This window comes from Methyloceanibacter sp. (assembly GCF_049590335.1).
Classification (GTDB): domain Bacteria; phylum Pseudomonadota; class Alphaproteobacteria; order Rhizobiales; family Methyloligellaceae; genus Methyloceanibacter.
In genome coordinates this window covers 1-23,141 of sequence record NZ_JBAWCQ010000013.1, presented here as the reverse complement: position 1 = coordinate 23,141, position 23,141 = coordinate 1, and the positions used below count along the sequence as shown (strand labels likewise).

The 23,141-nt window shown below is 63.1% G+C and carries 21 protein-coding genes and 1 tRNA gene; 15 read left to right on the top strand and 7 right to left on the bottom strand.

The window, feature by feature from the left end; genetic code table 11:
* On the top strand, positions 1-704 hold a 704-nt coding region (locus WBQ77_RS00795), incomplete at its 5' end, for a DUF3047 domain-containing protein (RefSeq protein WP_424058482.1).
* Between the two features lie 11 nt (positions 705-715).
* Here WBQ77_RS00795 and WBQ77_RS00790 read toward each other — a convergent pair.
* Both WBQ77_RS00790 and WBQ77_RS00785 read right to left on the bottom strand, forming a co-directional pair.
* Positions 716-1,483: a TPM domain-containing protein gene (locus WBQ77_RS00790; RefSeq protein WP_424058481.1), complete on the bottom strand. Its 768-nt coding sequence runs from the start codon at positions 1,481-1,483 to the stop codon at positions 716-718.
* A 36-nt stretch (positions 1,484-1,519) separates the two neighbouring features.
* Positions 1,520-2,131 carry a LemA family protein gene (locus WBQ77_RS00785; protein WP_424045180.1) on the bottom strand — a complete coding sequence of 204 codons (612 nt, stop codon included), beginning with the start codon at positions 2,129-2,131 and terminating at the stop codon, positions 1,520-1,522.
* Positions 2,132-2,551: 420 nt separating this feature from the next.
* On the opposite strand from WBQ77_RS00785, the gene WBQ77_RS00780 reads away from it, so the two are divergent.
* Positions 2,552-4,624: a L,D-transpeptidase family protein gene (locus tag WBQ77_RS00780; RefSeq protein ID WP_424058479.1), complete on the top strand. Its 2,073-nt coding sequence runs from the start codon at positions 2,552-2,554 to the stop codon at positions 4,622-4,624.
* Between the two features lie 120 nt (positions 4,625-4,744).
* Here the strand turns inward: WBQ77_RS00780 and WBQ77_RS00775 are convergent.
* Positions 4,745-4,819 (bottom strand) — tRNA-Gly (locus WBQ77_RS00775).
* Between the two features lie 172 nt (positions 4,820-4,991).
* Here WBQ77_RS00775 and WBQ77_RS00770 point away from each other — a divergent pair.
* The 4 genes from WBQ77_RS00770 to WBQ77_RS00755 all read left to right on the top strand — a co-directional run bounded on the left by WBQ77_RS00770 (position 4,992) and on the right by WBQ77_RS00755 (position 7,440).
* On the top strand, positions 4,992-5,486 hold the full coding sequence (locus WBQ77_RS00770; protein WP_424045182.1) for a prolyl-tRNA synthetase associated domain-containing protein: 495 nt from the start codon (positions 4,992-4,994) through the stop codon (positions 5,484-5,486).
* A 136-nt stretch (positions 5,487-5,622) separates the two neighbouring features.
* Positions 5,623-6,531 carry a tetratricopeptide repeat protein gene (locus WBQ77_RS00765; RefSeq protein WP_424045192.1) on the top strand — a complete coding sequence of 303 codons (909 nt, stop codon included), beginning with the start codon at positions 5,623-5,625 and terminating at the stop codon, positions 6,529-6,531.
* A gap of 22 nt (positions 6,532-6,553) precedes the next feature.
* Entirely contained in the window at positions 6,554-7,231 is a 678-nt protein-coding gene (locus WBQ77_RS00760; protein ID WP_424058477.1) for an LON peptidase substrate-binding domain-containing protein, read from the top strand.
* A complete protein-coding gene (locus WBQ77_RS00755) occupies positions 7,228-7,440 on the top strand; it encodes a Trm112 family protein (RefSeq protein ID WP_424058475.1) in 213 nt (70 codons plus the stop codon). Before WBQ77_RS00760 ends, WBQ77_RS00755 begins: the two co-directional genes overlap by 4 nt.
* 25 nt (positions 7,441-7,465) lie before the next feature.
* Here the strand turns inward: WBQ77_RS00755 and gluQRS are convergent, their stop codons facing one another.
* The gene (gene gluQRS / locus WBQ77_RS00750) at positions 7,466-8,353 is read right to left on the bottom strand and encodes a tRNA glutamyl-Q(34) synthetase GluQRS (RefSeq protein ID WP_424045187.1); all 888 of its coding nucleotides are present in this window, start codon (positions 8,351-8,353) and stop codon (positions 7,466-7,468) included.
* Between the two features lie 19 nt (positions 8,354-8,372).
* On the bottom strand, positions 8,373-9,713 hold the full coding sequence (locus WBQ77_RS00745; protein ID WP_424058473.1) for an FAD-dependent monooxygenase: 1,341 nt from the start codon (positions 9,711-9,713) through the stop codon (positions 8,373-8,375).
* A 72-nt stretch (positions 9,714-9,785) separates the two neighbouring features.
* Between WBQ77_RS00745 and tesB the strand changes: the two genes are divergently transcribed.
* From tesB to WBQ77_RS00710, 7 genes are all read left to right on the top strand, one after another.
* Positions 9,786-10,652, top strand: a complete 867-nt coding sequence (tesB, locus tag WBQ77_RS00740) for an acyl-CoA thioesterase II (protein ID WP_424058471.1) — start codon at positions 9,786-9,788, stop codon at positions 10,650-10,652.
* 225 nt (positions 10,653-10,877) lie between these two features.
* A complete protein-coding gene (locus WBQ77_RS00735; protein ID WP_424041843.1) occupies positions 10,878-11,216 on the top strand; it encodes a P-II family nitrogen regulator in 339 nt (112 codons plus the stop codon).
* A gap of 266 nt (positions 11,217-11,482) precedes the next feature.
* Positions 11,483-12,667, top strand: a complete 1,185-nt coding sequence (locus tag WBQ77_RS00730; RefSeq protein WP_424058483.1) for an ammonium transporter — start codon at positions 11,483-11,485, stop codon at positions 12,665-12,667.
* 206 nt (positions 12,668-12,873) lie between these two features.
* Positions 12,874-14,088, top strand: a complete 1,215-nt coding sequence (locus WBQ77_RS00725) for an aminotransferase class I/II-fold pyridoxal phosphate-dependent enzyme (RefSeq protein ID WP_424041844.1) — start codon at positions 12,874-12,876, stop codon at positions 14,086-14,088.
* 4 nt (positions 14,089-14,092) lie between these two features.
* A complete protein-coding gene (locus WBQ77_RS00720; RefSeq protein ID WP_424041846.1) occupies positions 14,093-16,624 on the top strand; it encodes a DNA translocase FtsK 4TM domain-containing protein in 2,532 nt (843 codons plus the stop codon).
* Positions 16,625-16,736: 112 nt separating this feature from the next.
* Entirely contained in the window at positions 16,737-17,579 is an 843-nt protein-coding gene (locus WBQ77_RS00715) for a LolA family protein (protein ID WP_424041848.1), read from the top strand.
* Between the two features lie 374 nt (positions 17,580-17,953).
* Positions 17,954-18,775 (top strand): exodeoxyribonuclease III, encoded by an 822-nt coding sequence (locus WBQ77_RS00710; protein ID WP_424058469.1) that lies wholly within the window; start codon positions 17,954-17,956, stop codon positions 18,773-18,775.
* Positions 18,776-18,808: 33 nt separating this feature from the next.
* Here WBQ77_RS00710 and WBQ77_RS00705 read toward each other — a convergent pair whose 3' ends face one another.
* On the bottom strand, positions 18,809-19,498 hold the full coding sequence (locus WBQ77_RS00705; RefSeq protein WP_424058467.1) for a response regulator transcription factor: 690 nt from the start codon (positions 19,496-19,498) through the stop codon (positions 18,809-18,811).
* A gap of 135 nt (positions 19,499-19,633) precedes the next feature.
* Here WBQ77_RS00705 and WBQ77_RS00700 point away from each other — a divergent pair, with 135 nt between their 5' ends.
* Positions 19,634-20,161, top strand: coding sequence for a L,D-transpeptidase family protein (locus WBQ77_RS00700; protein WP_424044986.1), 528 nt, complete (start codon positions 19,634-19,636; stop codon positions 20,159-20,161).
* Positions 20,162-20,192: 31 nt separating this feature from the next.
* On the opposite strand, the gene WBQ77_RS00695 is transcribed toward WBQ77_RS00700, so the two are convergent.
* Positions 20,193-20,888: a YggS family pyridoxal phosphate-dependent enzyme gene (locus tag WBQ77_RS00695; RefSeq protein ID WP_424058465.1), complete on the bottom strand. Its 696-nt coding sequence runs from the start codon at positions 20,886-20,888 to the stop codon at positions 20,193-20,195.
* Positions 20,889-21,057: 169 nt separating this feature from the next.
* Between WBQ77_RS00695 and leuS the strand changes: the two genes are divergently transcribed.
* A partial coding sequence (gene leuS, locus WBQ77_RS00690) for a leucine--tRNA ligase (protein WP_424058463.1) occupies positions 21,058-23,141 on the top strand: 2,084 nt, incomplete at its 3' end.

Here is a 23,141-nt window from a genome sequence, read left to right as displayed (position 1 = left end):
CCCTTGTCCCCACCGTTGCCCTTATCCCCATGGCGTTCGCGATCTTCGTCGGCCTGCCAGACTCGGTGGAGGCGCGCGGCCCCGAAATGACAGGCGGTTTTGCCTTTCCCTTCGGACCGAGCCTCGCAGCTGCCGGGTGGAAGGCCGTGAGCTTTCCTGGCCGCCGTCCGGCGACGTTCACCGCCCGAGGCAAGGATGCGGTGCGTATTGAGACCGCGGGCGGCGCGGGACTGCTCTGGCGCCCGGCACCGGCGAGCGTTGCGCGTGCCGAGAGGGCCAAGTGGCGCTGGCGCAAGGCACGCGGCGTCGGCCCGACGGACCTCACCCGAAAAGGTGGCGACGACCGTGTCTTGGCGGTCTATTTCGCGTTCGCGGACCAGCGCGGCAAACGAGCCGGCACAGACCTGCAGGCGCTGTTGCGGTCCGGGCGCGGTGACATCCTCATGTATGTCTGGGGCGGTGCGGCCAAGACCGGCACGATTCAGAAACTCCCATATTTCAAAGGGAGAGGGCGTTCGATCGTGAAACGGCCGGCCGATGCGGCGGCCGGACAGTGGTTTGCGGAGGATGCCGCAATCGCGGCCGACTTTAAGCGCGCCTTCGGTAAAGCCCCGGGCCGACTCGTCGCGATCGCAGTGTCGAGCGACGCGGACGATACGGGCGGGCACAACCTGGCCGCCCTCGCAGATCTCTATGTGAAGTAAGCGTGGCGCAACTACCAGCTGCCCGACGAGCCGCCGCCGCCAAATCCACCGCCGCCACCGGAGAATCCACCGCCGCCGCTACTCCAACCGCCGCCTGACCCGGAGCGGCTGCTGCGCCCGGTGCCCGGCGCAACGATCGCACCCTTGCTCGACAGGTACATGATGAGCAGGAAGATCGCGATGTAGAACAGGATCGTGAACCAGTCGATGGGCAATTCGTCGGCATCGCGGCGGACCTTGGCGCGCTGTTCGATCTCCGCCGCATCACCCGTGAGGGCGAGTCCGATGTCCCGGACACCATCCTTGATGCCCCCGGGAAAGTCACCGCCGCGGAAGCGTGGTAGTATCGCGTTGTCGATGATCACGCGGGACAGCGCGTCCGTCAGGATGGGTTCGAGCCCGTAGCCCACTTCGATCCGGACTTTGCGTTCGTTCGGCGCGACTATCAGCAACGCGCCATTGTTCAGCTCCTTCGTGCCGATGCCCCAATGGCGCCCGAGCTGATATCCGAAATCCTCAATCGGGTAGCCCTGCAGCGAGGGCAGCGTGACCACGACCAGCTGGTCGGAACTCTTGTCCTCGAGCTGCTTGAGCGTCTCGATCAGAACCTGTTCGTCCGCGGGGCTTAAGATATTGGCGTTGTCGACAACGCGCCCCGTGAGGGCCGGAAAGTCCGGTTCGGCCACCGCAGCGAGCGAGAAGAACGCCAGACACAAGAACGCTGTCAGCGCGCCGAGAAGACCGTGAAGGATTGCGCGGCTCTGCGACGGTGCGGCCATGAAGCCCCCACGTTGACGGAACGGCGGACCGGTCCTTTAGAATTCCACCTTGGGAGTTTCCATCGCATCGGCGGACACGGCGAAGTTCTGCATGGGCTTCAGGTTCGAGTACAACACCATGTGCCACAACCGCCCGGGGAAGGTTCGCAGCTCGGTGTTGTAGTCGCGAACGGCCGCGATGTAGTCGCGCCGCGCGATCGCGATTCGGTTCTCGGTGCCCTCCAGCTGAGATTGGAGCGCGAGGAAGTTCTGGTTCGACTTGAGGTCGGGGTAACGCTCCACGGTGACAAGGAGCCGGCCCAGCGCACCCGAAAGATTATTCTGCGCGTCCTGAAATTTGTCGAAGGCTTCCTTGTTCGTGAGGATGTCCTCTGGAATTTTGACCTGGGAGGCCTTAGCCCGCGCCTCGATGACTTCCGTCAGGACCTTACTTTCCTGCTCGGCGAAGCCTTTTACAGTTTCGACCAGATTGGGAATGAGATCGGCGCGGCGCTGGTACTGATTGAGCACTTGGCTCCAGGCGGCCTTCGCACGCTCATCCAGCGTCGGGATGGTGTTGATCCCACAGCCGGCCAGCAACGCCGCCATGACCATGAGGATACCGGTCCGGCCGATGGGCCCGTTCCAAATCCGCGCCAAGGCCTGCATGGTGGTCTCCTTCCGAGCTATCCCTCTAAAGACCTCGTGTAGTAGTCGCCCCCTCCAGTGACAAGCAGATTCGCGCGGGCGGTGCCCCAACACCCCGATTGGGTGTTGCGCGAATGAGACAGCGGCCAACTTTCTACTGGCTGCGCGGCAGCTTAGAGGCCTTTGGCTCTTTCTTTTTTGCACTGCACACCTAATCTAAGTGTGCGGCTGAGCAGCGTTTTTTCCACAGGCACGCGGGTAGACGTCCGTCAGGACACCTCTTGGTGGGCGTTAGCCAATCGGAAGGCTTTGCTAGTCAAACTCCGAGGCCTCTTCTAGGCTGATTCGTGAGTTGTTTTGGGGGCTCTTATGAGTAGAGTTGCGGTGTTGCGTAGGCGTAAGACCTGGAAAACACGGGCAGGCGCCAAGATGCGAACTTTTATGAGATTTACGACTGTTTCGAGCGTGGCGGTTCTCGCCGCGGCCCTTTGGGCTGCGCCCGCAGCCGCCGAGAACGGCGCACTCGTTAGCACCGACGAGCCCATGACGATCGTGGTGTCGCTGCCGAACCAGAGAGCGCAAATCTATCGCGGCACCTCGCTGGTCACGACAACGGCCGTCTCGACCGGAAAACGGGGCCATTCCACGAAAGCCGGCATCTACAGCATTCTGGAGAAGCGCCGGCGGCACTATTCGAACCTCTATAACGGCGCGCCCATGCCCTGGATGCAGCGCCTGACCTGGACCGGAACCGCCCTCCACGCCGGCGTGGTGCCGGGTTACCCGGCCTCCCATGGCTGTATCCGTCTTCCCTACTCGTTCGCGCCCAAGCTTTTTGCCATGACGCAGGTTGGCCTCCAGGTCGTTGTGGCCCACAGCGCGGTAAAGCCGAAGCCGATCTCACATCCGGCCCTATTCCAGCCGCTCCCGCCGCCGATGCCGCCTGAGCTCCTGACGCAGGACGAGACGACCGAGACGCCGATGCGCAAGTCCAGCAATGACGCGGTGCCGGCCAAGCCCTTCGGACTGCCGGTCGTCTTTGCCAAGGCGGCAGCCGTGACGCCGAAGCCGATCATGGGCAAGGCCGCCGCGAAACTGGCGCTGATCCCGGAGACGACGGGCTCGACCGCGCGGGCGCCGAAACTCCAGGTTTCGACCGCGCTCAAGGACACGACCCAGCACGCGATCGACCCGGGCGCCGAGCCGTTCATCGGCAGTGGGTCCCATGCCGTTGCGGCCAAATCTCCGGCGAAGACCGGCGATGCTGCGAAGGCCGACTACGACATCGCAGAGGTCGAAACATCCGACGACTTCATGAAGCACCAAGATCGCCTGTTTGACCGCGAGGCGCCCAAAGCTGAAGACCGGCTGCCGCGCGCCGAAGAGACCGTCACGCTCGAGGACGCCGAGGCAGGGGACATCGCAGCGCAAGCCATCGAGACAAAGGAAATCAAGTCGGCCGCGGTTGCGCCCGACGTGATTTCGCCGGGATCCTCCGCGCAGGGCGAAGCCGAGGTTGCCGCCGAGGAGAGCCAGGACGCCGATCCGATCGCCGCTGTCGTGCGCGAGACGGCAACGGATACCGAGCCGGCGGCTCAGCCCATTCTGACCGTGTCGGCCGACGCCGTGACGGCCAAGTCCCAGCAGCCCCTCGCACTGTCGCTTTCAGTCCTTGGCGTGAACGACCATCCGCCGCTGCCGCTGACGCGTCCCTCTGTGATGCTGTCGCGCCTGGGTGCGGGTGCAAGCGCTGCGGCCTTCGAGGCCGCCGACCCGATTTCTCAAGAACCGCTGCGCATCTTGGTCACGCGGCGTACCGCGCGCGACCGCACGGTCGACGTGCAGTACATGCTGTCCGACATGGGCTATCTGGCCCCACAGAATTTCGACGGCACGCGCGGCGCGGCGACGATCCGGGCCCTCAAGGCGTTCCAGAAAGACAACGAGATGCCCGTTACGGGCGCGTTCACCGATGATGTGGTGAAGAAGATCTTTGCCGTGACTGGCAAGGAAGAGCCGGCCGAAGGGCAGCTGTTCGTGCGCCAAAAGTTCGCCAGCGTATTCTCGACGCCGGTTAGCTTCACCAACCCGGACAAGCCGCTCGGCACGCATCTCTTCACGATCATGAATTTCGAGCCGGGCGCCACGCAGGCGGACTGGACCGCAATCAGCCTGAACGACAAAGAGACCGCCGAATCCGTCCTCAACCGGATCGAGATTCCTGCCGATGTGCGCCAGAAGATTTCCGAGCGTCTGACACCCGGATCGTCCCTGATCGTGGCCGATACGGCGATTAACTCCGCGGCGCTGCCCAAGGGCGCCGACTTCCTCGTCTGGGATACGACCAAGAGCGCCAAGGTGCTTCGCGCCAGTGCCTCGCCTAAGCGGCGGGTGCGCAAGCGCACGACGCGGCGGCGCCCGACCTACACGCGGGAGCGGTCCTCGCGCCCGCGTTATACGCGCCGCTACCCCCAGCGCCGCTCCCCCCAGCGCCGCACCCCCTTCCGGTTCTAGGACGAGCCGGACGAAAGTTCTGCCGAATCGCACAGCGAACAGCCGTCAGCGACCCGCCGCAAGGCGGCAGCATCGCCACACGCCGGGGTGGCGCGTCAATCAACTCTACGTAAGAGAATATGGAGCGGGCGATGGGATTCGAACCCACGACCCCAACCTTGGCAAGGTTGTGCTCTACCCCTGAGCTACACCCGCACTCCAAACCACCGCTCGTCCTTGAATTTCAAGTCTCTGGGTGGTCACTTGCCACGTCGTGGCCTTGTAGTGGATAGCGTACGGACTGTCTACTTGCGCCCGCCGCGCCATCACCGGAACACGTTCCGTCCCGGTGAGGGGCTCCCATTAAAGGAACCGCGCACCAAACGCAATGGATTTAGCACGCACCAAGCTTTTTGCGTATCTGGAGGCGTTGGGAATTGCCTCCGAGACCGTCGAGCACGAGGCCATGTTCACGGTCGAGCAGTCAAAAGCCTTGCGTGGCACGATTTCCGGCGCCCATACCAAGAACCTGTTCCTGCGGGACAAAGAGAACCGGCTGGTCCTGGTCGTGGCCAAGGAAGACACCAAGGTCGATTTCAAGGGCCTGTCCAAAAGGCTAGGGCTCGGACGCTTCAGCTTTGGAAAGCCGGCGCAGATGAAGGCCGTGCTGGGGATCGAGCCTGGCTCGGTCACGGCACTGGCGCTCATGCACGAAGGCTCGACGGCCCTTACCGCCGTGGTCGTGGACGAGGCGCTGATCGCCTTTGCGGAGGTCAACTGTCATCCGCTGGACAACCGTGCCACCACGCGGCTGGCGACGTCTGACCTCCTGCGCTTCATACGCGCCTGCGGACACGAGCCCGAAATCTTGCCGCTGGCATGAAGTAATGTCGCTTCGAGGAATTGCGCCACGCGGCGCCAAGGTTGCCAAACGGGGCCCGACGGCCCATCTTTCGGGGCGAACGAGACAACTGCTAAATGCCGCGATGTAGGTGCGGCCCACGGATTTAAGCATGAGCATGGATACCCCGATCCTCGGCACGCAAGGCGAGGATGCGCCCAGCGCTGAAACGGTCAAAAACACCACCACACAGGACTTCGTGCGCGACGTCGTCGACGCCTCGCAGACCCGGCCCGTGCTGGTCGACTTCTGGGCGCCCTGGTGCGAACCCTGCAAGCAGCTCACGCCGATCCTTGAGAAGGTTGTCCGTGCTTCCAAGGGCGCGGTGGCCCTGGTCAAAATGAACATCGACGACTATCCGGAGATTCCCGGCCAAATGGGCGTGCAGTCCATCCCCGCCGTGTTTGGCTTCAAGGACGGGCGGCCCGTGGATGGCTTCATGGGCGCGCTGCCGGAATCACAGATCAGCGCGTTTATTGCGCGGCTCGTGGGCGAGACTGTCGGTACCGCCGCCGATGTGGAGACAGCCGACGCGGCGCTCGAGGCCGGCGACGTCAACGCGGCCGCGCAGATCTTCGGACAGATTCTGCAGGATGAGCCGGAGAACTTGGATGCCCTGGCAGGCCTTGCGAAGTGCTACGTCAAAACAGGCGATCGCGAACGCGCGGAGCAGACCCTCGCGCTCGCGCCGCCCGACAAGGCCGACAGCCCGTCGATTGCCGCGGTCCGGTCGGCGCTCGATCTTGCGCGTAAGTCCGACGAAGCTGGCGACGTGGACGCGCTGCGGGCGAAGGCAGCGCAGGCGCCCGAGGACCTTCAAGCCCAATTCGATCTGGCCCTGGCCTTGAATGCGAATGGGGACCGGGAGGGCGCGCTCGATACGCTTCTTGCGCTTGTTGCCAAGAACCGCAACTGGAATGAGGAAGCGGCCCGGAAGCAGCTCGTGCAGTTCTTCGAGGTCTGGGGACCCACGGACCCCGCGACGACCTCAGGCCGACAGCGACTTTCGTCGTTGCTCTTCGCCTGACGAGGCCTACGAGGCGTGTTCCATGACCAGCCCCTATAGCAGCCCTGACGATCTCCCCTCCGTCGTGCCGATCTTTCCCTTGAGCGGCGCGATTCTTCTTCCGCGCGCATCGCTCACGCTCAACGTGTTCGAGCCCCGGTACCTTGCACTGGTCGATCATGCTCTCGCCAATAAGCGGCTCATTGGCGTCGTGCAGCCCGCCGGCGAGACAGGCTCCACGGAATCGCCGCGAGGAAAATCCTTCCCGGTCAGGAACGTGGGCTGCGTCGGACGTATTACGTCGTTCAACGAAACGGAGGACGGACCCGAAGTCATTTCTCTGACCGGCATTGCGCGCTTCGAGCTCGGCGACGAACTCGCCTCCGATACGCCCTTCCGGGTCTTCGCTGCGAACTTTCTGCCGTATGCAGACGATTTTATCCGAGACCTCGGTGAAGACGAAGTGGATCGCGTCCGCCTTCTTTCAACGCTGCGGCGCTATCTTGAGACGAACGGTCTGCATGCAGACTGGGACCGGATCAATGAGGCGGCGAACGAACAGCTCGTCAATACGCTGTCGATCCTGTCTCCGTATGGGAGCGAAGAGAAGCAGGCGCTTCTCGAGGCCGGCAACCTCAAGGAACGGGCCGATGCCTTGGTCGCGCTAGCCGAGATGGAGCTTGCCGCGCGGGACGACAGTTCAGGGACATCACTGCAATGACGGACGCCAATGATACGCCCAACCCGGAGAGCAGGAGCGTCGATACTAAGCTTCTAGAGATTTTAGTCTGCCCACTGACGAAAACGTCTCTGGACTACGATGCAAAACGCCAGGAGCTGATCAGCCGCGCGGCGGGACTGGCCTATCCCATTCGCGACGGCATTCCGATCATGCTGCCCGAAGAAGCGCGTAAGCTGGACGACGCTTAGGCGACCGCCCGAAAGAGTCAGCGCGCTATCTCGTAGAATCCTCGCTCAAGTGCCGGACATCTGCCGGTGTCAGCCCCGCTTGCCTATAGGTGCGGATCGCTCGAGCGTTGTCGCGCTTGGCGAGCCGCTTTCCGTCCTCATCGCGGACGAGGGCGTGGTGGTGCCAAACGGGCACAGGCAACTCGAGCAGAGCCTGTAGAAGCCGATGGATAGGTGTCGCCTCCAGCAAATCCTCCCCGCGGACGATATGCGTCACGCCCTGGGTCGCGTCGTCGACGACGACCGCGAGGTGATAGGCGGCGGTACCAATGTCTTTCCGCGCGAGGACCACGTCGCCAACGCCTTCGCGCAGGACGGGAGGATCGAGCGTGTGGCAACCCGCATGCGCAGGGCCCGTCTCGGTCCAACGCAAGCTCTGGCCCTCCGTGAGTCTTAGGGCATGATCGAGGTTAAGCCGGATCGCCTCCGACGGTCCCGCCTCCGACATCGCACGGTTGCTGCATGTTCCAGGATAGACGGCAGGGGCGGCTAGTGAGGGATCCGCGCCTTCCTGCGGGGCTGCGAGGGCGCTGCGAATATCGGCGCGGGTGCAGCGGCAGGGATAGGTCACGCCGAGACGGTCGAGATGAGCGAGTGCCTCGGCGTAGGCCGTGTGTCGTTCGGACTGGCGCATTACCGGCTCTGGCCAGGTGAGGCCAAGCCAGCGCAATTCCTCGTAGATCGCCGCCTCGTATTCGGCGCGCACGCGGGCTGTGTCGGTATCTTCGATGCGGAGAAGGCACACGCCGTCGGCGCTTGCGGCCGCATCCCAGGCCGTCAGCGCCGAATAGGCATGGCCGAGATGGAGCAGCCCCGTTGGAGATGGCGCGAACCGCGTGACGAAACCAGCCGGTGCCATGGCTTGAGCGGACATGGATTGAGCCGCCACGCCTCTAAAGGGCCTCGCCCTTTAACAGGCGCGGGACATCGCCGGTGGCGCCGGCGGCCTCGCGCACCAGAAAGCGCTTGAGGCCGGGCGCCCGATCGACAAGCCCCATGCCGAGATCGCGGATCGCGCGCAAGGGTGCTTTGTCGTTCGAGAACAGCCTATTCATGCCGTCCATCACCGCGCCGGAAAACGCGCTGTCAAACCGGCGCCAGCGCTGATAGCGCCCGAGCGCCGTCGCCGAACCGATATCGAGACCGAGGCGGGCATTGTCGGTGATGGCCTCCACCAGGGCCGCGACATCGCGCAGCCCGATGTTCAGTCCCTGGCCTGCCAGCGGATGCACGACATGGGCGGCATCGCCTACCAGCGCCAGCCGGTCGCCGACAAAGGCGCGGGCCATCTGGAAGGCCAGAGGAAACGCGCGCGGGTGACCCTCGAGAGAAATCGCGCCCAGGCGATGGCCGAAACGGCGGCCGAGCTCGGCCAGGAAGACATCCTTATCGCCCGCCACCAACGCCGTGGCCTTGTCCGCGTCCTCGGTCCACACGATCGAGGAGCGGTTGCCCCTGAGCGGCAAAATCGCGAACGGCCCGGAGGGGAGGAAATGCTGGATCGCTCGACCCTCATGGGGTCTCTCATGTGAGAGCGTCGCAACGATGCCCTTTTGTGCGTAGGACCAGCCGATGCAATTAATGCCGGCAAGCTCGCGCAGCCGGGAGTTCTTGCCATCGGCGGCAGCGATCAGCGCGGCCCGCAAGGTCCGGCCGCTCGCGAGATGAATGTCGGCACCGAATCCATCTACCTTGAAACCCTGGACCGTATCAGGCGCGATCAGCTCGATACCGGGATGAGCGACGACAGCTTCCATGATTGCGGCAAGAAGCGCGCCGGCCTCGACGAGCCAGGCCTTGGCCCCCTCGTCGCGCAGTTCGTCCGTAAAGCCCAGGAGATGAGGGCGCAGGGCGGCGTTGAGCGGGCTGTCCGTGAGCTCTATAGAGTCCATGGATTGTGCGCCGGGTGCCAGGCGTGGCCACAGCCCAATGGCGCTCAGCAGATTTTTCGAGGCCGGCGAAAGGGCAAGCCCCCGGCCGTCTGGCTCCTGTGCGATTTCGGGGGGGGCCGCGTCGACGAGCGTCACCCGGCAGGTCTTCGGGGCGAGCTGCGCAAGCGCCAGGGCGAGAGTTCCCCCGGCGAAGCCGCCGCCGGCGACGACAATGCGGAAACCGCTCTGTTGATTAGCGCTCTGGGCCACGGGTCCTCTATAGGCGAGCGCGTGCGGCTGCGCCACCGCTTGAGTGACCAAGCGCCGGGTGGCCGCGCGGCAGGGCACCACCTTTTCGCCCACACACACAAACTGCTATGGGCATAGTGCGGGCTGACCGCCGCAGAACCCGCGACGTCGAAAGGGGCCTGTCTTATGAGTGCTGCTGTCGATCAACTCCTGTCGATCCTCGACTTGGAACCCTTGGAGCACAACCTCTACCGGGGCCTCAGCCCGCAAGTCGGATGGCAGCGGGTTTTCGGCGGCCAGGTTATCGGTCAAGCGCTCGTCGCCGCCCAGCGAACCTTAGAAGACCGCGGCGCCCATTCGCTCCATGCCTATTTTTTGCGCGCCGGCGATCCTGCTGTCCCGATCATCTACGAGGTGGATCGAATTCGCGATGGCAAGAGCTTCTCGACGCGCCGGGTCTTGGCGGTTCAGCACGGCCACGCCATCTTTTCCATGGCAGCCTCGTTTCACCGGGAGGAAAAGGGCCTCGAGCATCAGATGGCGATGCCCGACGTCCCGCTGCCCGAAGAGGTGCCGAGCGAAGCTGTCCTGACCGAAACCCTCATCGATCGCCTGCCGCCTCAGGTCAAAGCCTACTGGCAGGCGGAACGACCCATCGAGATGCGCCCCGTTGATCTATCGCGCTATTTGTCCCCACAGAAGCGCGAGCCGAGCCAGCTGATCTGGATCCGGGCGAACGGGGCTCTTGCCGACGATCAGGCGTTGCATCAATGCGTCCTGGCCTACGCCTCGGACTTCACGCTCTTGGATACGGCCCTCGTGGCCCATGGGAGGTTCGTGTTCGACCCAGGCCTTATGCTGGCCAGCCTCGACCATGCGCTGTGGTTTCACCAGCCGTTCCGGGCCGACGAATGGCTCCTCTACGCGCAAGACAGCCCCATTTCGGGCGCCGCAAGGGCCTTCTGCCGGGGCACGTTCTACACGCGTGACGGGCGTCTCGTGGCGTCCACAGCCCAAGAGGGCCTGGTACGCGAGCGGACGGCCGCTTCTTAGCCTATTTTATGGGCAATCGGTCCTCGCTGCCTCCAATCTGTGCGAAACGCCATTGCTCAACCAGTACGCACCGGTGGGCCGGCTTGGTGTAATCTTCGTAAAAACAATGACTTGCCTGCTTTCCCGCAGACTTGGCACGCGGCTTGACTCTGTTAACGGGTTCCAACGGCAGAAGCTGCGGCGACCTCCGCCCAGACCGCCGTCAATTATGGAGGGCTCAAACAGATGAAGCTGGTGATGGCAATCATCAAGCCATTCAAGCTCGACGAGGTGCGTCAAGCCCTCACAGATCTTGGACTGCAAGGCATGACCGTTACAGAGGTCAAAGGATACGGGCGGCAGAAAGGCCACACGGAGATCTATCGCGGCGCCGAGTACGCCGTGAACTTCCTGCCGAAGATAAAGATCGAGGTCGTTGTGCCTACAAAGATGGTCGACAACGCAGTGGACGCTATCGTCGCCGCCGCGAAGACCGGTCAGATCGGCGACGGCAAGATCTTCGTCGTTCCCGTCGAGCAAACGGTGCGCATTCGCACCGGCGAAACCAACGAATCAGCACTGTGATGGGGGGAAAGTTTAAGATGACGACTTTTGCCAAATACATGCTCGGCGTGGTCGCGGCGCTAGTGTTGCTCGCGCTGACCCATGTCGATCCGGCAATCGCTCGAGACGCCGCGGGAGCGGCCAACGCGCCTATTGCCGATATGGCCGAATTCAAGGTGGCCCAAGCGGAGCCGGCTGCCGAAGCGCCTAAACTGGAAGAACCGCTTGAAGCCGCTGGTTCGGGCGAGGAGGCTGGAGCCAAACTCGACACGGGCGACACGGCCTGGATGCTCGTCGCGACCGCAATCGTGCTGATGATGGCCATTCCCGGCCTCGCCCTGTTTTACGGCGGCCTCGTCCGAAAAAAGGGCGTCCTAGCCGTTCTGATGCAGGTTTTCACGATCGTCTGCTTGATGACGTTGCTATGGTATATGGTCGGCTACTCGCTGGCCGCCACCGATGGTGGTTCATTGAACTCGTATATCGGCGGCTTCGACAAAATGTTCCTCGCGGGCATTGGTCCGGATACGTTGAGTGGCACAATACCTGAGTCGGTGTTCTTCACCTTCCAGCTTACCTTCGCGGCCATCACGCCGGCCCTCATCGTGGGTGCATTTGCCGACCGCATGAAGTTCTCGGCGGTTTGCATATTCATGTGCCTATGGCTGCTCATCGTCTATGTGCCGGTCTGGCACTGGGTCTGGGGCGGCGGCTTCCTCTCAGAAGATGGCGTTCTCGACTTTGCTGGCGGTACGGTCGTTCACATCAATGCCGGTGTTGCCGCACTTGTGGCGTGCATTTTCCTTGGCAAACGTGTGGGTTATGGGACCGAAAACATGGCACCGCATAACTTGGTACTCAGCGTGATCGGCGCGTCACTACTTTGGGTGGGCTGGTTCGGCTTCAACGCCGGGTCGGCGCTCGGCGCCAATGGTGCCGCCGGTATGGCCATGCTTGCGACCCAGTTAGCCACGGCCGCTGCAGCGCTTGCCTGGATGTTTGTCGAATGGATCGTCCACAAGAAGCCGTCCGTGCTCGGAATCATTTCTGGTGCCATTGCGGGCCTCGTGGCCATCACCCCGGCTTGCGGGTTCGTCGATGGTTGGGGCGCGCTCTGGATCGGTATTGCCGCCGGCGTGATCTGCTTCTTCATGTCGACGACGATCAAGAAGGCGCTTGGCTATGACGACTCGCTCGACGTTTGGGGCATCCATGGCGTTGGCGGTATCGTCGGCGCCATCCTCACCGGCGTATTCGCCGTTGAGGCGATCGGCGGCACTGCCGGCCTGCTCGAAGGCAACCCCGGTCAGGTCCTGACCCAGATCTGGGGCATCGTCGCCACCATGGTGTGGTGTGCCATCGCGACCTTCGTGATCCTGATCATCACCAATATTCTGGTTGGTGTCCGGGTGAGCGAGCCGGTCGAGATCGAGGGCTTGGACATTAATCTCCATGGTGAGACCGTCCAATAGGCCTTCGCGCAAAACCAAGAGGGACAAGAACACTGGAGAATTCGAGCTAGATCTCCTCCTCCCTTGACAACTAGCTCCACCTCGGACCCCGGCGTCGCTTGCGGCGCCGGGGTCTCCTTATGTGCTCCCCGCACCCGGTCCGAACAGCGCCTGACCTTTAGGCCCCCATTGCCGAGGCGCCCGACTTGGCCTACACGCAAAGCACCATGTCCCACACTGAAGCCGCTAGCGGAATCGCGCTCGAAACCCTGATCCGCTCACCCTTCGCGCGCCTCAATGCGCTCCTTGCGGACACGCCGCCCGGCGCCGATCCGATTCTGTTTTCGCTGGGTGAGCCGCACACGTCGCTGCCGCCTTTCGTGCAGCCCGTGCTTGAGGAGCATTTGGCGGCGTTCGGAAAATACCCACCCATTCGCGGCGTGCTCCCCTTGCGGCAAGCGATTTGCGAATGGCTCGAACGGCGCTACCCGGTGCTCGACGGCGTTGTGGACCCGGAGACGCATGTCCTGCCGCTCAACGGCTCCCGGGAGGGGCTGTTCTCCGCCATCTTTCCAGCGCTCGCGCGGAAACCCGATGTCACCGATCCGGTAGTCCTCATTCCGAACCCGTTTTACCAAGTCTATGCGGCGGCGGCGGCCGTCGCGGGGGCCGAGCCCGTGTTTCTCAAGTCCGCGCCGGAGAAGGGCTTTCTGCCCGATCTCGATGCGATTGACGACGAGCTTCTTGACCGGACCGTCGCCCTCTATCTGTGCTCGCCATCCAACCCGGAGGGCGCCGTGGCCAGCACCGGCTATCTCGAAAAGGCAGTCCGCCTTGCCCGAACCCACGATTTTCTTGTCCTCGCAGACGAGTGCTATTCGGAAATTTACACTGATGAGCCTCCTCCCGCGGCGCTCGCGGTCGCGCAAGGCGCCACGGGGCACCTCACGAACGTGCTGTCCTTTCAGTCGCTGTCGAAACGGTCGGGCCTTCCGGGGTTGCGCTCGGGTTTCATCGCCGGGGATCCGGCATTTCTCGATGCTTTCGGGCGATTCCGGAACGTGGCCTGCCCGCAGGTCCCGCTGCCAATCCAATATGTCTCGGCCGCGGCTTGGGCCGACGAGACCCATGTGGAGGCCGCGCGCGACTTCTATCAGGCCAATTTCGACGTCGCCGAGGCTGTTCTTCAGGGCCGCTACGGCTATGCCCGGCCGGAAGGCGGCTTTTTCCTTTGGCTGAATATGGCCGATTTCGGGGGTGGCGAGGGGGCCACGAAAACCCTTTGGAAAGGATGTGGCGTCAAAGTTCTCCCAGGGACATATCTCACGAAGTCGCAAGACGGCCAGGCCGATCACGGTCTGGACTTCGTCCGGCTTGCGCTCGTGCATGACGCGGAGACAACGCGCGAGGGGCTAGCACGTCTCGTCGCCACATTGGGCTAGAGAAATGACAGCGACAGGCAGATCGACACCAAAGCGGCGGCTTTTACCGAGCGCCGTCGAGCACGGCCTGCGCCGTCTCGTTTTCGGCACCTATGGGTTTGCACTCATTCTGGGCGCGACCGCCGTTTGGGTGGCCCTGGCGACCTGGTCGGTCCACGACCCCAGCCTCAACAACGCCACGCCCGTCGTGCCGCGCAATCTGCTCGGCGGCTGGGGCGCGGTAATCGCCGATCTCGGTATCCAGTCCTTGGGACTCGCCACTATCTTCCTGTTCCTGCCGCTCGCAGCCTGGGGCTGGCATCTCGTCGCTGACACGATGCCCGGCAAGATCAAATACCGCCTTCTGGCCTGGCCTTTCGCCGGCCTGCTGCTGGCCGCGGCCTTCGCCGGATTGCCGCAACCCAAGAGTTGGCCGTTACCGAACGGACTTGGCGGCATTCTCGGCGACTTCATCATGGCCGGTGCGCATGTCATCGGTCCGTTTTTGCCCGAGTCGGCCGTGTCCTTCGTAGCCGGGCTCGTGTTCATGGTCTCGGGCTTCGGGCTCCTGTTCTTCGCCAGCGGCACCAGCGCCTCGAAACTCGTCGGCCTGTGGGCTCCCCGCGCCAGCGCCGCCGAGGAATGGGCCAATGCCTGGGTCGGTGCCGGCATGCATGTGGCGATCGACTGCTTTGCCCGCCTGCGCCGCCTCGTCGGCCGCAAGCCCAGTGCCGAATCAGTGGACGAGGAAGATCTCGAGGCCGACCATGATCTGGAGCCCGACGCCGAGGCTTATGATGACTCTCGTGATGAGTCTTGGGACGAAGCGAGCGCGGAGCCCAAACGCCTGGCCTACGACGATGGCCGGATCGAGCCGTCGTTCGGTCCCGCGCCATTGGTCGACGACCGCTACGGCGATGAGCCCTATACCGACGAGGACGAAGAAGCAGCGCCCGATTATCGGATCACGCGCACTGAAGAGCCGCAGCGCAAGCGGGTCCGCAAGCTGACTCGTGTCGCCGCCCGCCCGAGCGGTGCGCCGTTCGACCAGCCCTCGGTGAAGCTGCTGCAGCCCAAGGCGCGCGTAGCCCGCGGCACCGGCATCTCAGACGAGGTCCTGCAAGAGAATGCGCGCGAGCTCGAAGGTGTGTTGCAGGACTTCGGGGTGAAGGGCGAGATCACCAATGTGCGGCCGGGCCCGGTCGTCACGCTCTACGAACTCGAACCGGCTCCGGGTACGAAATCCTCGCGCGTGATCGGTCTCGCCGACGACATCGCCCGCTCCATGAGCGCCATTGCCGCCCGCGTCGCGGTAGTGCCCGGACGAAACGCTATCGGTATCGAATTGCCGAACGAGCGGCGCGAAATGGTCATGCTGCGGGAACTGTTCGAATCGCCGGACTTCCAGCAGACCGATGCCCGCCTAGCGTTGGCGCTCGGTAAGACGATCGGCGGCGAGCCGATGGTCGCCGACCTGTCGCGCATGCCACACCTTCTGATTGCCGGCACCACCGGTTCAGGAAAGTCGGTCGGCATCAACACGATGATCCTGTCGCTGCTCTACCAACTGTCGCCGGAGCAGTGCAAATTCATCATGATCGACCCGAAAATGCTGGAACTGTCGGTGTATGACGGTATTCCGCATCTGTTGGCGCCCGTTGTGACGGATCCAAAAAAGGCCGTGGTCGCTCTAAAATGGACGGTGCGCGAGATGGAGGAGCGCTACAAGCGCATGTCCAAGCTCGGTGTCCGCGACATCAAGGGCTACAACGCGCGGATTGCACAAGCGGAGGCCAAGGGCGAGACCCTGACCCGTACGGTTCAAACCGGCTTCGACCGGGAGACTGGCCAGGCGATCTACGAACAAGAAGAGATGAACTACGAGGCGATGCCCTACATCGTGGTCATTGTCGACGAGATGGCCGACCTTATGATGGTGGCGGGCAAGGATATCGAAGCCGCGGTCCAGCGTCTGGCGCAGATGGCCCGCGCCGCCGGCATCCACCTGATCACCGCGACTCAGCGGCCGAGCGTGGATGTGATCACCGGCACCATCAAGGCGAACTTCCCAACACGGATAAGCTTCATGGTCACGTCCAAGATCGACAGCCGTACGATCCTTGGCGAGCAAGGCGCCGAGCAGCTGCTGGGCCAAGGCGACATGCTGTATATGGCCGGTGGCGGGCGGATCATTCGCGTGCATGGGCCGTTCGTGTCGGACGAAGAAGTGGAGAAGGTCGTCCGTCACCTGAAGAAGCAGGGCGTTCCGGCTTATCTGGATGCCATCACGGACGACGACGAGGCCGAGGATGGAGAAGGCACCGGCGCGGCCGAGTACGGCGACGGCAGCAACGACCTCTACGATCAGGCTGTCGCCGTGGTGCTACGGGACAAAAAGGTCTCGACCAGCTATATCCAACGGCGTCTCGGGATCGGGTACAATCGCGCGGCCACCCTGATCGAGCGGATGGAGAAGGAAGGTCTGATCGGTTCCGCTAATCACGCCGGCAAGCGTGAGATCCTGGTTGGGAACGATGAGGCCGCCGCCCCCTACTAGCCCCGCGACAAAACAGGTCGGCGCCAATAAGTTGACCAGATCTAGCGAAATCATCTATTCGGAGGCGTTCGAGACACGTCCTCGCCAAGCGGGCTCCGATGATGGGGGATTTATGACAAAAGGCTGCGCTGCATTTCTCGCCGCAGGTCTGCCGATTGCACTGAGCCTGACGATGGGCTTGGCCTATGCCCAGGGTTCCTCGACCACCGTTACGAAGACCCCCGCGCCCCAGGCCGTCGCGCCGCAACCCGCGCCCCAAGGTGCTCTGCGTCCGAGTATCGGCCAGGAGGTTATCCCGGCCGAGAATGCCGCGCCGGTCGGAGAGATCGTGCCTCCGAAGATCGACGAGGGCGAGAGCTGGCAGGTGGCCCTCGAGGCGGCGAAGGGGCCGACCCCGCTGATCGGCAAGCAGCAGGCGGCGGCGGTTAGCAAAATCAACGCCTATTTCAACGGCATGACCAGGCTTGAAGGCAATTTCAAGCAGACCGATGCTAGCAACAAGCGCTCTCATGGGCGCTTCTACGTCTCGCGGCCCGGCCAGATTCGATTCGACTACGCGCCGCCGAGCCCGCTGCAGATCATCGCGGACGGACATTCTCTTGGAATTCAGGATAAGAGCTTGAAGACACTGGAGAAATACCCCATCAAGTCGACGCCTTTCAGACTGCTGCTCGCCCCGACGGTTGATCTGGGGCGAGACGCAAAGATTCTTGGCGTCGAGAGCGACAACGGAATCCTGGCCATCACGCTCGAAGACCGGAAGGGCACGGCCGGCCATATCAGGCTCGCCTTCAAGTCGGGCTCCAAGCTGCAGTTGCGAGAGTGGACGATTACGGACGCACAAGGGCTGACCACACGGGTGACGGTCGACAGCCTCGTGTCTGGCAAAAAAAGACCTCCATATTGGTTCAAATTCAAGGACGCGCCGAACTCGCCCTTTAGAATGGGTGGGTAACTCAGAGGTTTATCGCCTTATCCTCAAGGTCTTTACCAATTGTTAAGTTTTCCAGGTGCGAAGGCTTGAAGTCGCCGCTCGGACTGCATATTTCTGTTGCAGAGGCGGACCACATCGTTTGTATCGGCAGTGCCCCCCCGTCTAGCCGAAGATGTGGTCTGCTCGAGCCGGCTTCCCTCCCGGCTCGCGCGAAGAACGCGCTTAGGCGTCCAACCCCACTCAGCGGTTGGACGCCTTTTTCTTTGCGCCCACGTTCTTTCCCCCAAAATCTTCTGCGCGAATAAGCGTTGGCCGTTCCGTTGATCCCCAGAAAATGAGGCGACAGTCGAATTGCGGCATTGCCTGGCTGCCTGGGACGGCTTAGCAAGCCCATCATGCGTTTCAAACTGGCCACATGGAATATCAACTCGGTGCGCCTGCGGCTTGATTTGGTGGAGCGGTTCGTACGGGCCGAGAAGCCGGACGTTCTCTGTCTGCAAGAGATCAAGTGTCAGGAGGAACAGTTTCCGCGCGCGGCATTCGAAGCAATGGGCTTTCCCCATATCGCCGTCACGGGCCAGAAGGGCTATCACGGCGTCGCCACAGTCTCGAAGATCCCCATCAAGAAGATGGACCGCCTGGACCTGTGCGGCGACGGGCATGCGCGCCATGTCTCCGTAGTGCTGGATGACGGCTTAGATGGGCGCAAGCCTCTGACGCTGCATAATTTCTATGTCCCGGCCGGCGGCGACATCCCGGACCCGGATGCCAACGACAAGTTCAGGCACAAGCTCGACTTTCTCGATGCGCTGACAGCCTGGTCGGGGGCGCACAAGACGAAGACCAAGAACCGCCTGATCCTGGTGGGCGACCTCAATGTGGCGCCGCTCCCCACCGACGTTTGGTCCCACAGGCAGCTGCTAAAAGTGGTCAGTCACACACCGCCGGAAACCGAGCGGATGGCGCAACTCCTGGCCTCGCACGACTGGATCGACGTGATGCGCCGCCATGTTCCGCCCGAAGAAACGCTGTTCACCTGGTGGAGCTATCGCAACCGCGATTGGCGCCTATCCAACCGGGGACGCCGGCTCGACCATATCTGGACGACCCCGGCCCTGGACGACGCGACAGTCGCCATGCGGGTGCTCGAGGAGACGCGCGACTGGGAGCGCACATCCGACCACGTGCCGGTGATTTCGGATTTCGAACTCGATTGAGGCGCCGACCAAGCGCCAGACCTCAAAGAGACGTCACGGGACCAGCTTATAACCGCCCGTCTCGGTGATCAGGAGCTCGGCCTGGGACGGGTCCTTCTCGATCTTCTGACGCAGACGATAGATGTGGGTCTCAAGCGTATGGGTCGTGACCCCCGCATTGTAGCCCCAGACCTCGTGCAGCAGGACGTCGCGCGTCACCACCCGCTCACCGGCGCGATAGAGATATTTGAGAATCGACGTCTCTTTCTCCGTGAGCCGGATCTTCTTGCCGCCATTTGGGTCCACGAGAAGCTTCGAGGCGGGCTTGAACGAATAGGGCCCGATGGTGAAGACCGCATCCTCGCTCTGCTCGTGCTGCCGTAGCTGGGCGCGGATGCGCGCAAGCAGGACGCCAAGACGGAACGGCTTGGTCACATAGTCGTTTGCGCCCGATTCCAGCCCTAAAATGGTGTCGGCGTCGGAACTCTGGCCCGTGAGCATGATGACAGGGCCCTTGAACCCGCCGCGCCGCAACAGCTTGCAGGCCTCGCGTCCGTCAAGATCGGGCAGGCCCACATCCAGCAAGACCAAGTCGACATGGCCATTGCGCGCCAGTTTGAGCCCGTCCTGAGCGGTGCAGGCGAGTTCGGTCTCGAACTCCTCATGAAGCGAAAGCTGCTCACTCAAGGACTCGCGCAGCTCATCGTCATCGTCGATGATGAGTATCTTGCGCGCGTTGCTCATATGCAGATCCTTCCCAAAGGTTTTTTGTCGATCGCCGGCAGGAGGCTTTCTCGATAAATGCTTTTAAGAGGGGCGCAGCGAAGCCACAAGCATATCGATTCTCTGGCGAAATGGCGAATAGAGGCTGAAATAGCCGTGAGACGGCCAAAGCCCATAGTTGTCCGGCGTGCGCCGGGCCGGCCGACGGAGGCCCGCGTTCAGCTGGCCAATGGCGTCCGGCGCGCAGCGCTTGGCCGCGGCGGCATCAAGGCCCTGAAACGCGAAGGCGACGGCGGAACGCCGATCGGCTGTCTGCCCGTGCGCTTGGTGCTCTATAGGGCGGACCGTGTGCGTCGGCCCCGTTCCGCGTTACCGCTCCGGGCCATCCGCATAGGCGATGGCTGGTGTGACGATCCGGTCGACCGGAACTACAACCGGCCGATCCGGCGTCCCTATAGGCACAGCACCGAGACGATGATGCGGGAGGATGCGCTCTACGACGTCGTGCTGGTGCTCGGCCATAACGACCGGCCGCGTGTACGCCGCCGCGGAAGCGCGATCTTCGTGCACCTGGCGCGCCCGGGCTATACGCCCACCGAAGGCTGCATCGCGTTCTCGTTCGGGGATCTCTTAGCCGTGGTGGCTCAGCTGCGCGCCGGCAGTGGCTTCTTAGTCATGCCCTAGAGGCTCTCCGAGCAGCTCTATTGCGGCGCGGCTACTCGAGCAGAACGCGCGCGCCGAAGATCGCTGTGCCGACCCTGACATAGGTCGCCCCGAACATAATCGCCGTTTCGAAGTCGGCACTCATCCCCATGCTGAGCTCCTTGAGCCCCAGCTCGCCGGCTAGCTTGGCCAGCAGCGCAAAATGCATGGCCGGCTCTTCGTCCTGCGGTGGGATGCACATCAGCCCCACGATGGGCAGCGCGAACGTCTCCCGGCAGAGCGTGACGAATTCGGGGGCTTCGTCCGGCGCAATACCCGCTTTCTGCGGTTCTTCGCCTGTATTGACCTGCACGAAACAGCGCGGGCGCTTGGCGACACGCTCCATTTCCACGGCAAGGGCCCGGGCCAGTTTCGGCCGGTCCACGGTCTCGATCACATCGAACAGGGCGACGGCTTCCTTGACCTTGTTGGTCTGGAGCGGGCCGATGAGATGCAATTCCACGTCGGGATGGAGGTCCCTTAGCGCAGGCCATTTGCCATGCGCTTCCTGCACGCGGTTCTCGCCGAAGATGCGCTGACCCGCCTCGATCGCGTCTGCAACCGCCGCGGCAGGCATGGTCTTGCTCACCGCCACGAGCTTCGCGGCATTTGCCGGACGATCGGCGGCCTCGCAGGCCAGACGGATATCCTCCTGGACCAGGTCCAGGCGGGATGGAATTTCCGCGGCGGAATGGCTTTCTGAGTTCATGCGGGATACCTAAGGCCCATCATTAGCGCCGCCGGCGACCATGTCTAGTCGTGGCGCAGCCTACGTCTACCTGCGGCGCAGCCTGTGGTAACGTGCGATTTCAGCGCGCTTGACCCTGTTGGCGAATTGGTTTCGATTGCCACGCAATCGACAGACGGATGGGGTAAGAATGGCCGCGGATCGCTACGACGCGCCGGCACGCGAAAAACATTGGCAAAAGGTCTGGCACGACAAGAGCCTGTTCGAGGCGCACGAGGACACCCCGCGCCCGAAATACTACGTGCTTGAGATGTTTCCGTACCCGTCGGGCCGCATCCATATGGGCCACGTGCGGAACTACACGATGGGGGACGTGGTGGCGCGATTCATGCGCGCGCGCGGTTACAACGTGCTGCATCCTATGGGCTGGGATGCCTTCGGCCTTCCAGCCGAGAATGCCGCCATCGAGCGGGGCGTGCACCCGGGCAAGTGGACCTACGACAATATCGCGACAATGCGCGGGCAGCTGAAGAGCATGGGCCTGTCGCTGGATTGGTCGCGCGAGATCGCCACCTGCGACCTGGAGTACTACCACCAGCAGCAAAAACTGTTCCTCGACATGCTTACGGCCGGTCTCGTTGACCGCAAGACGCGCAAAGTGAATTGGGATCCGGTCGACAACACCGTGCTCGCCAATGAGCAAGTCATCGACGGGTGCGGCTGGCGCTCGGGGGCGCCTGTCGAACAGCGAGAGCAGCCCGAATGGGTCTTCAAGATCACCGACTACGCGCAGGACTTGCTGGACGCGCTCGAGAAGCTCGAACGGTGGCCGGACAAAGTCCGCCTGATGCAGGCCAACTGGATTGGGCGCTCCGAAGGCTTGCTCCTCAAATTCGAGACGGCGCCGGGCACCGGCCCGCAAGGTTTCGAGACGATCGAAGTTTTCACCACCCGCCCCGACACGCTCTTTGGCGCCTCCTTCGTCGCCATCGCGCCCGATCATGCGTTGGCGCAGGCGATCGCGGCAACGAACGCGGATGCCCGCGACTTCATTGACGAGTGCCATCGGCACGGCACCACCGCCGCGGAGATTGAGACCCAGGAGAAGAAGGGTTTCGATACGGGCGTGCGCGTTGCCCACCCTGTGCTCGAAGGTGCCGAGCTGCCGGTTTACATCGCCAATTTCATTCTGATGGAGTACGGCACGGGCGCTATTTTTGGCTGCCCCGCGCACGATCAGCGCGACCTGGAATTCGCCCGCGCCTATGAACGCCCGGTCCTGCCCGTCGTGCTGCCGCCCGGCGCAGACCCGAAATCGTTCGAGATCGGTGAGGAGGCCTATACGGGCGACGGAACGCTATTCAATTCGGGCTTCCTCGATGGGCTTGCAGTTGTCGACGCCAAGAACGCGATGGCCGATCGTCTCGAAGCACGGCAGGTCGGCGGCGCGCCGCAAGGGGAGCGCAAAACGCAGTTCCGCCTGCGTGACTGGGGCATTTCCCGCCAGCGCTACTGGGGCTGTCCGATCCCGATGATCCATTGCGAGGCCTGCGGGCTCGTGCCGGTGCCGGACGCGGACTTGCCCGTGAAGCTGCCCGATGACGTCACCTTCGACGTGCCCGGCAATCCGCTCGACCGGCACCCGACCTGGAAAAATGTGACATGCCCCAAATGCGGCGGCGCAGCGCAGCGCGAGACCGACACCATGGACACGTTTGTCGATTCGTCCTGGTACTTCGCGCGCTTCTGTTCGCCGCGCGCGCCCGTGCCAACCGACACGAAGGCGGTCGGCTATTGGCTGCCCGTGGATCAGTATATCGGCGGGGTAGAACACGCGATTCTGCATCTGCTCTATGCACGCTTCTTCACGCGGGCCCTGCACAAGACGCAACACGCGGCGCTCGACGAACCATTCCAGGGCCTGTTTACACAAGGGATGGTCACGCACGAGACCTATAAGGACGAGGCGGGCAATTGGCTCTTTCCTGAGGACGTGACGATCCGGGACGGAAAGTCCGTACACGTCTCAACCGGCGCCCCCGTGAGCGTCGGGGCCGTCGAATCCATGTCGAAGTCCAAAAAGAATGTGGTGGATCCCGACAACATCATCAGCGCCTATGGGGCCGATACGGCGCGCTGGTTCATGCTGTCCGACACTCCGCCCGAGCGCGACATTGAATGGACCACGGGCGGCGTCGACGGCGCGCACCGATTCGTACAGCGTGTGTGGCGGCTTGTTGTCGAGGCGGCGGGGACGGGCGCACCGGCCGGCAC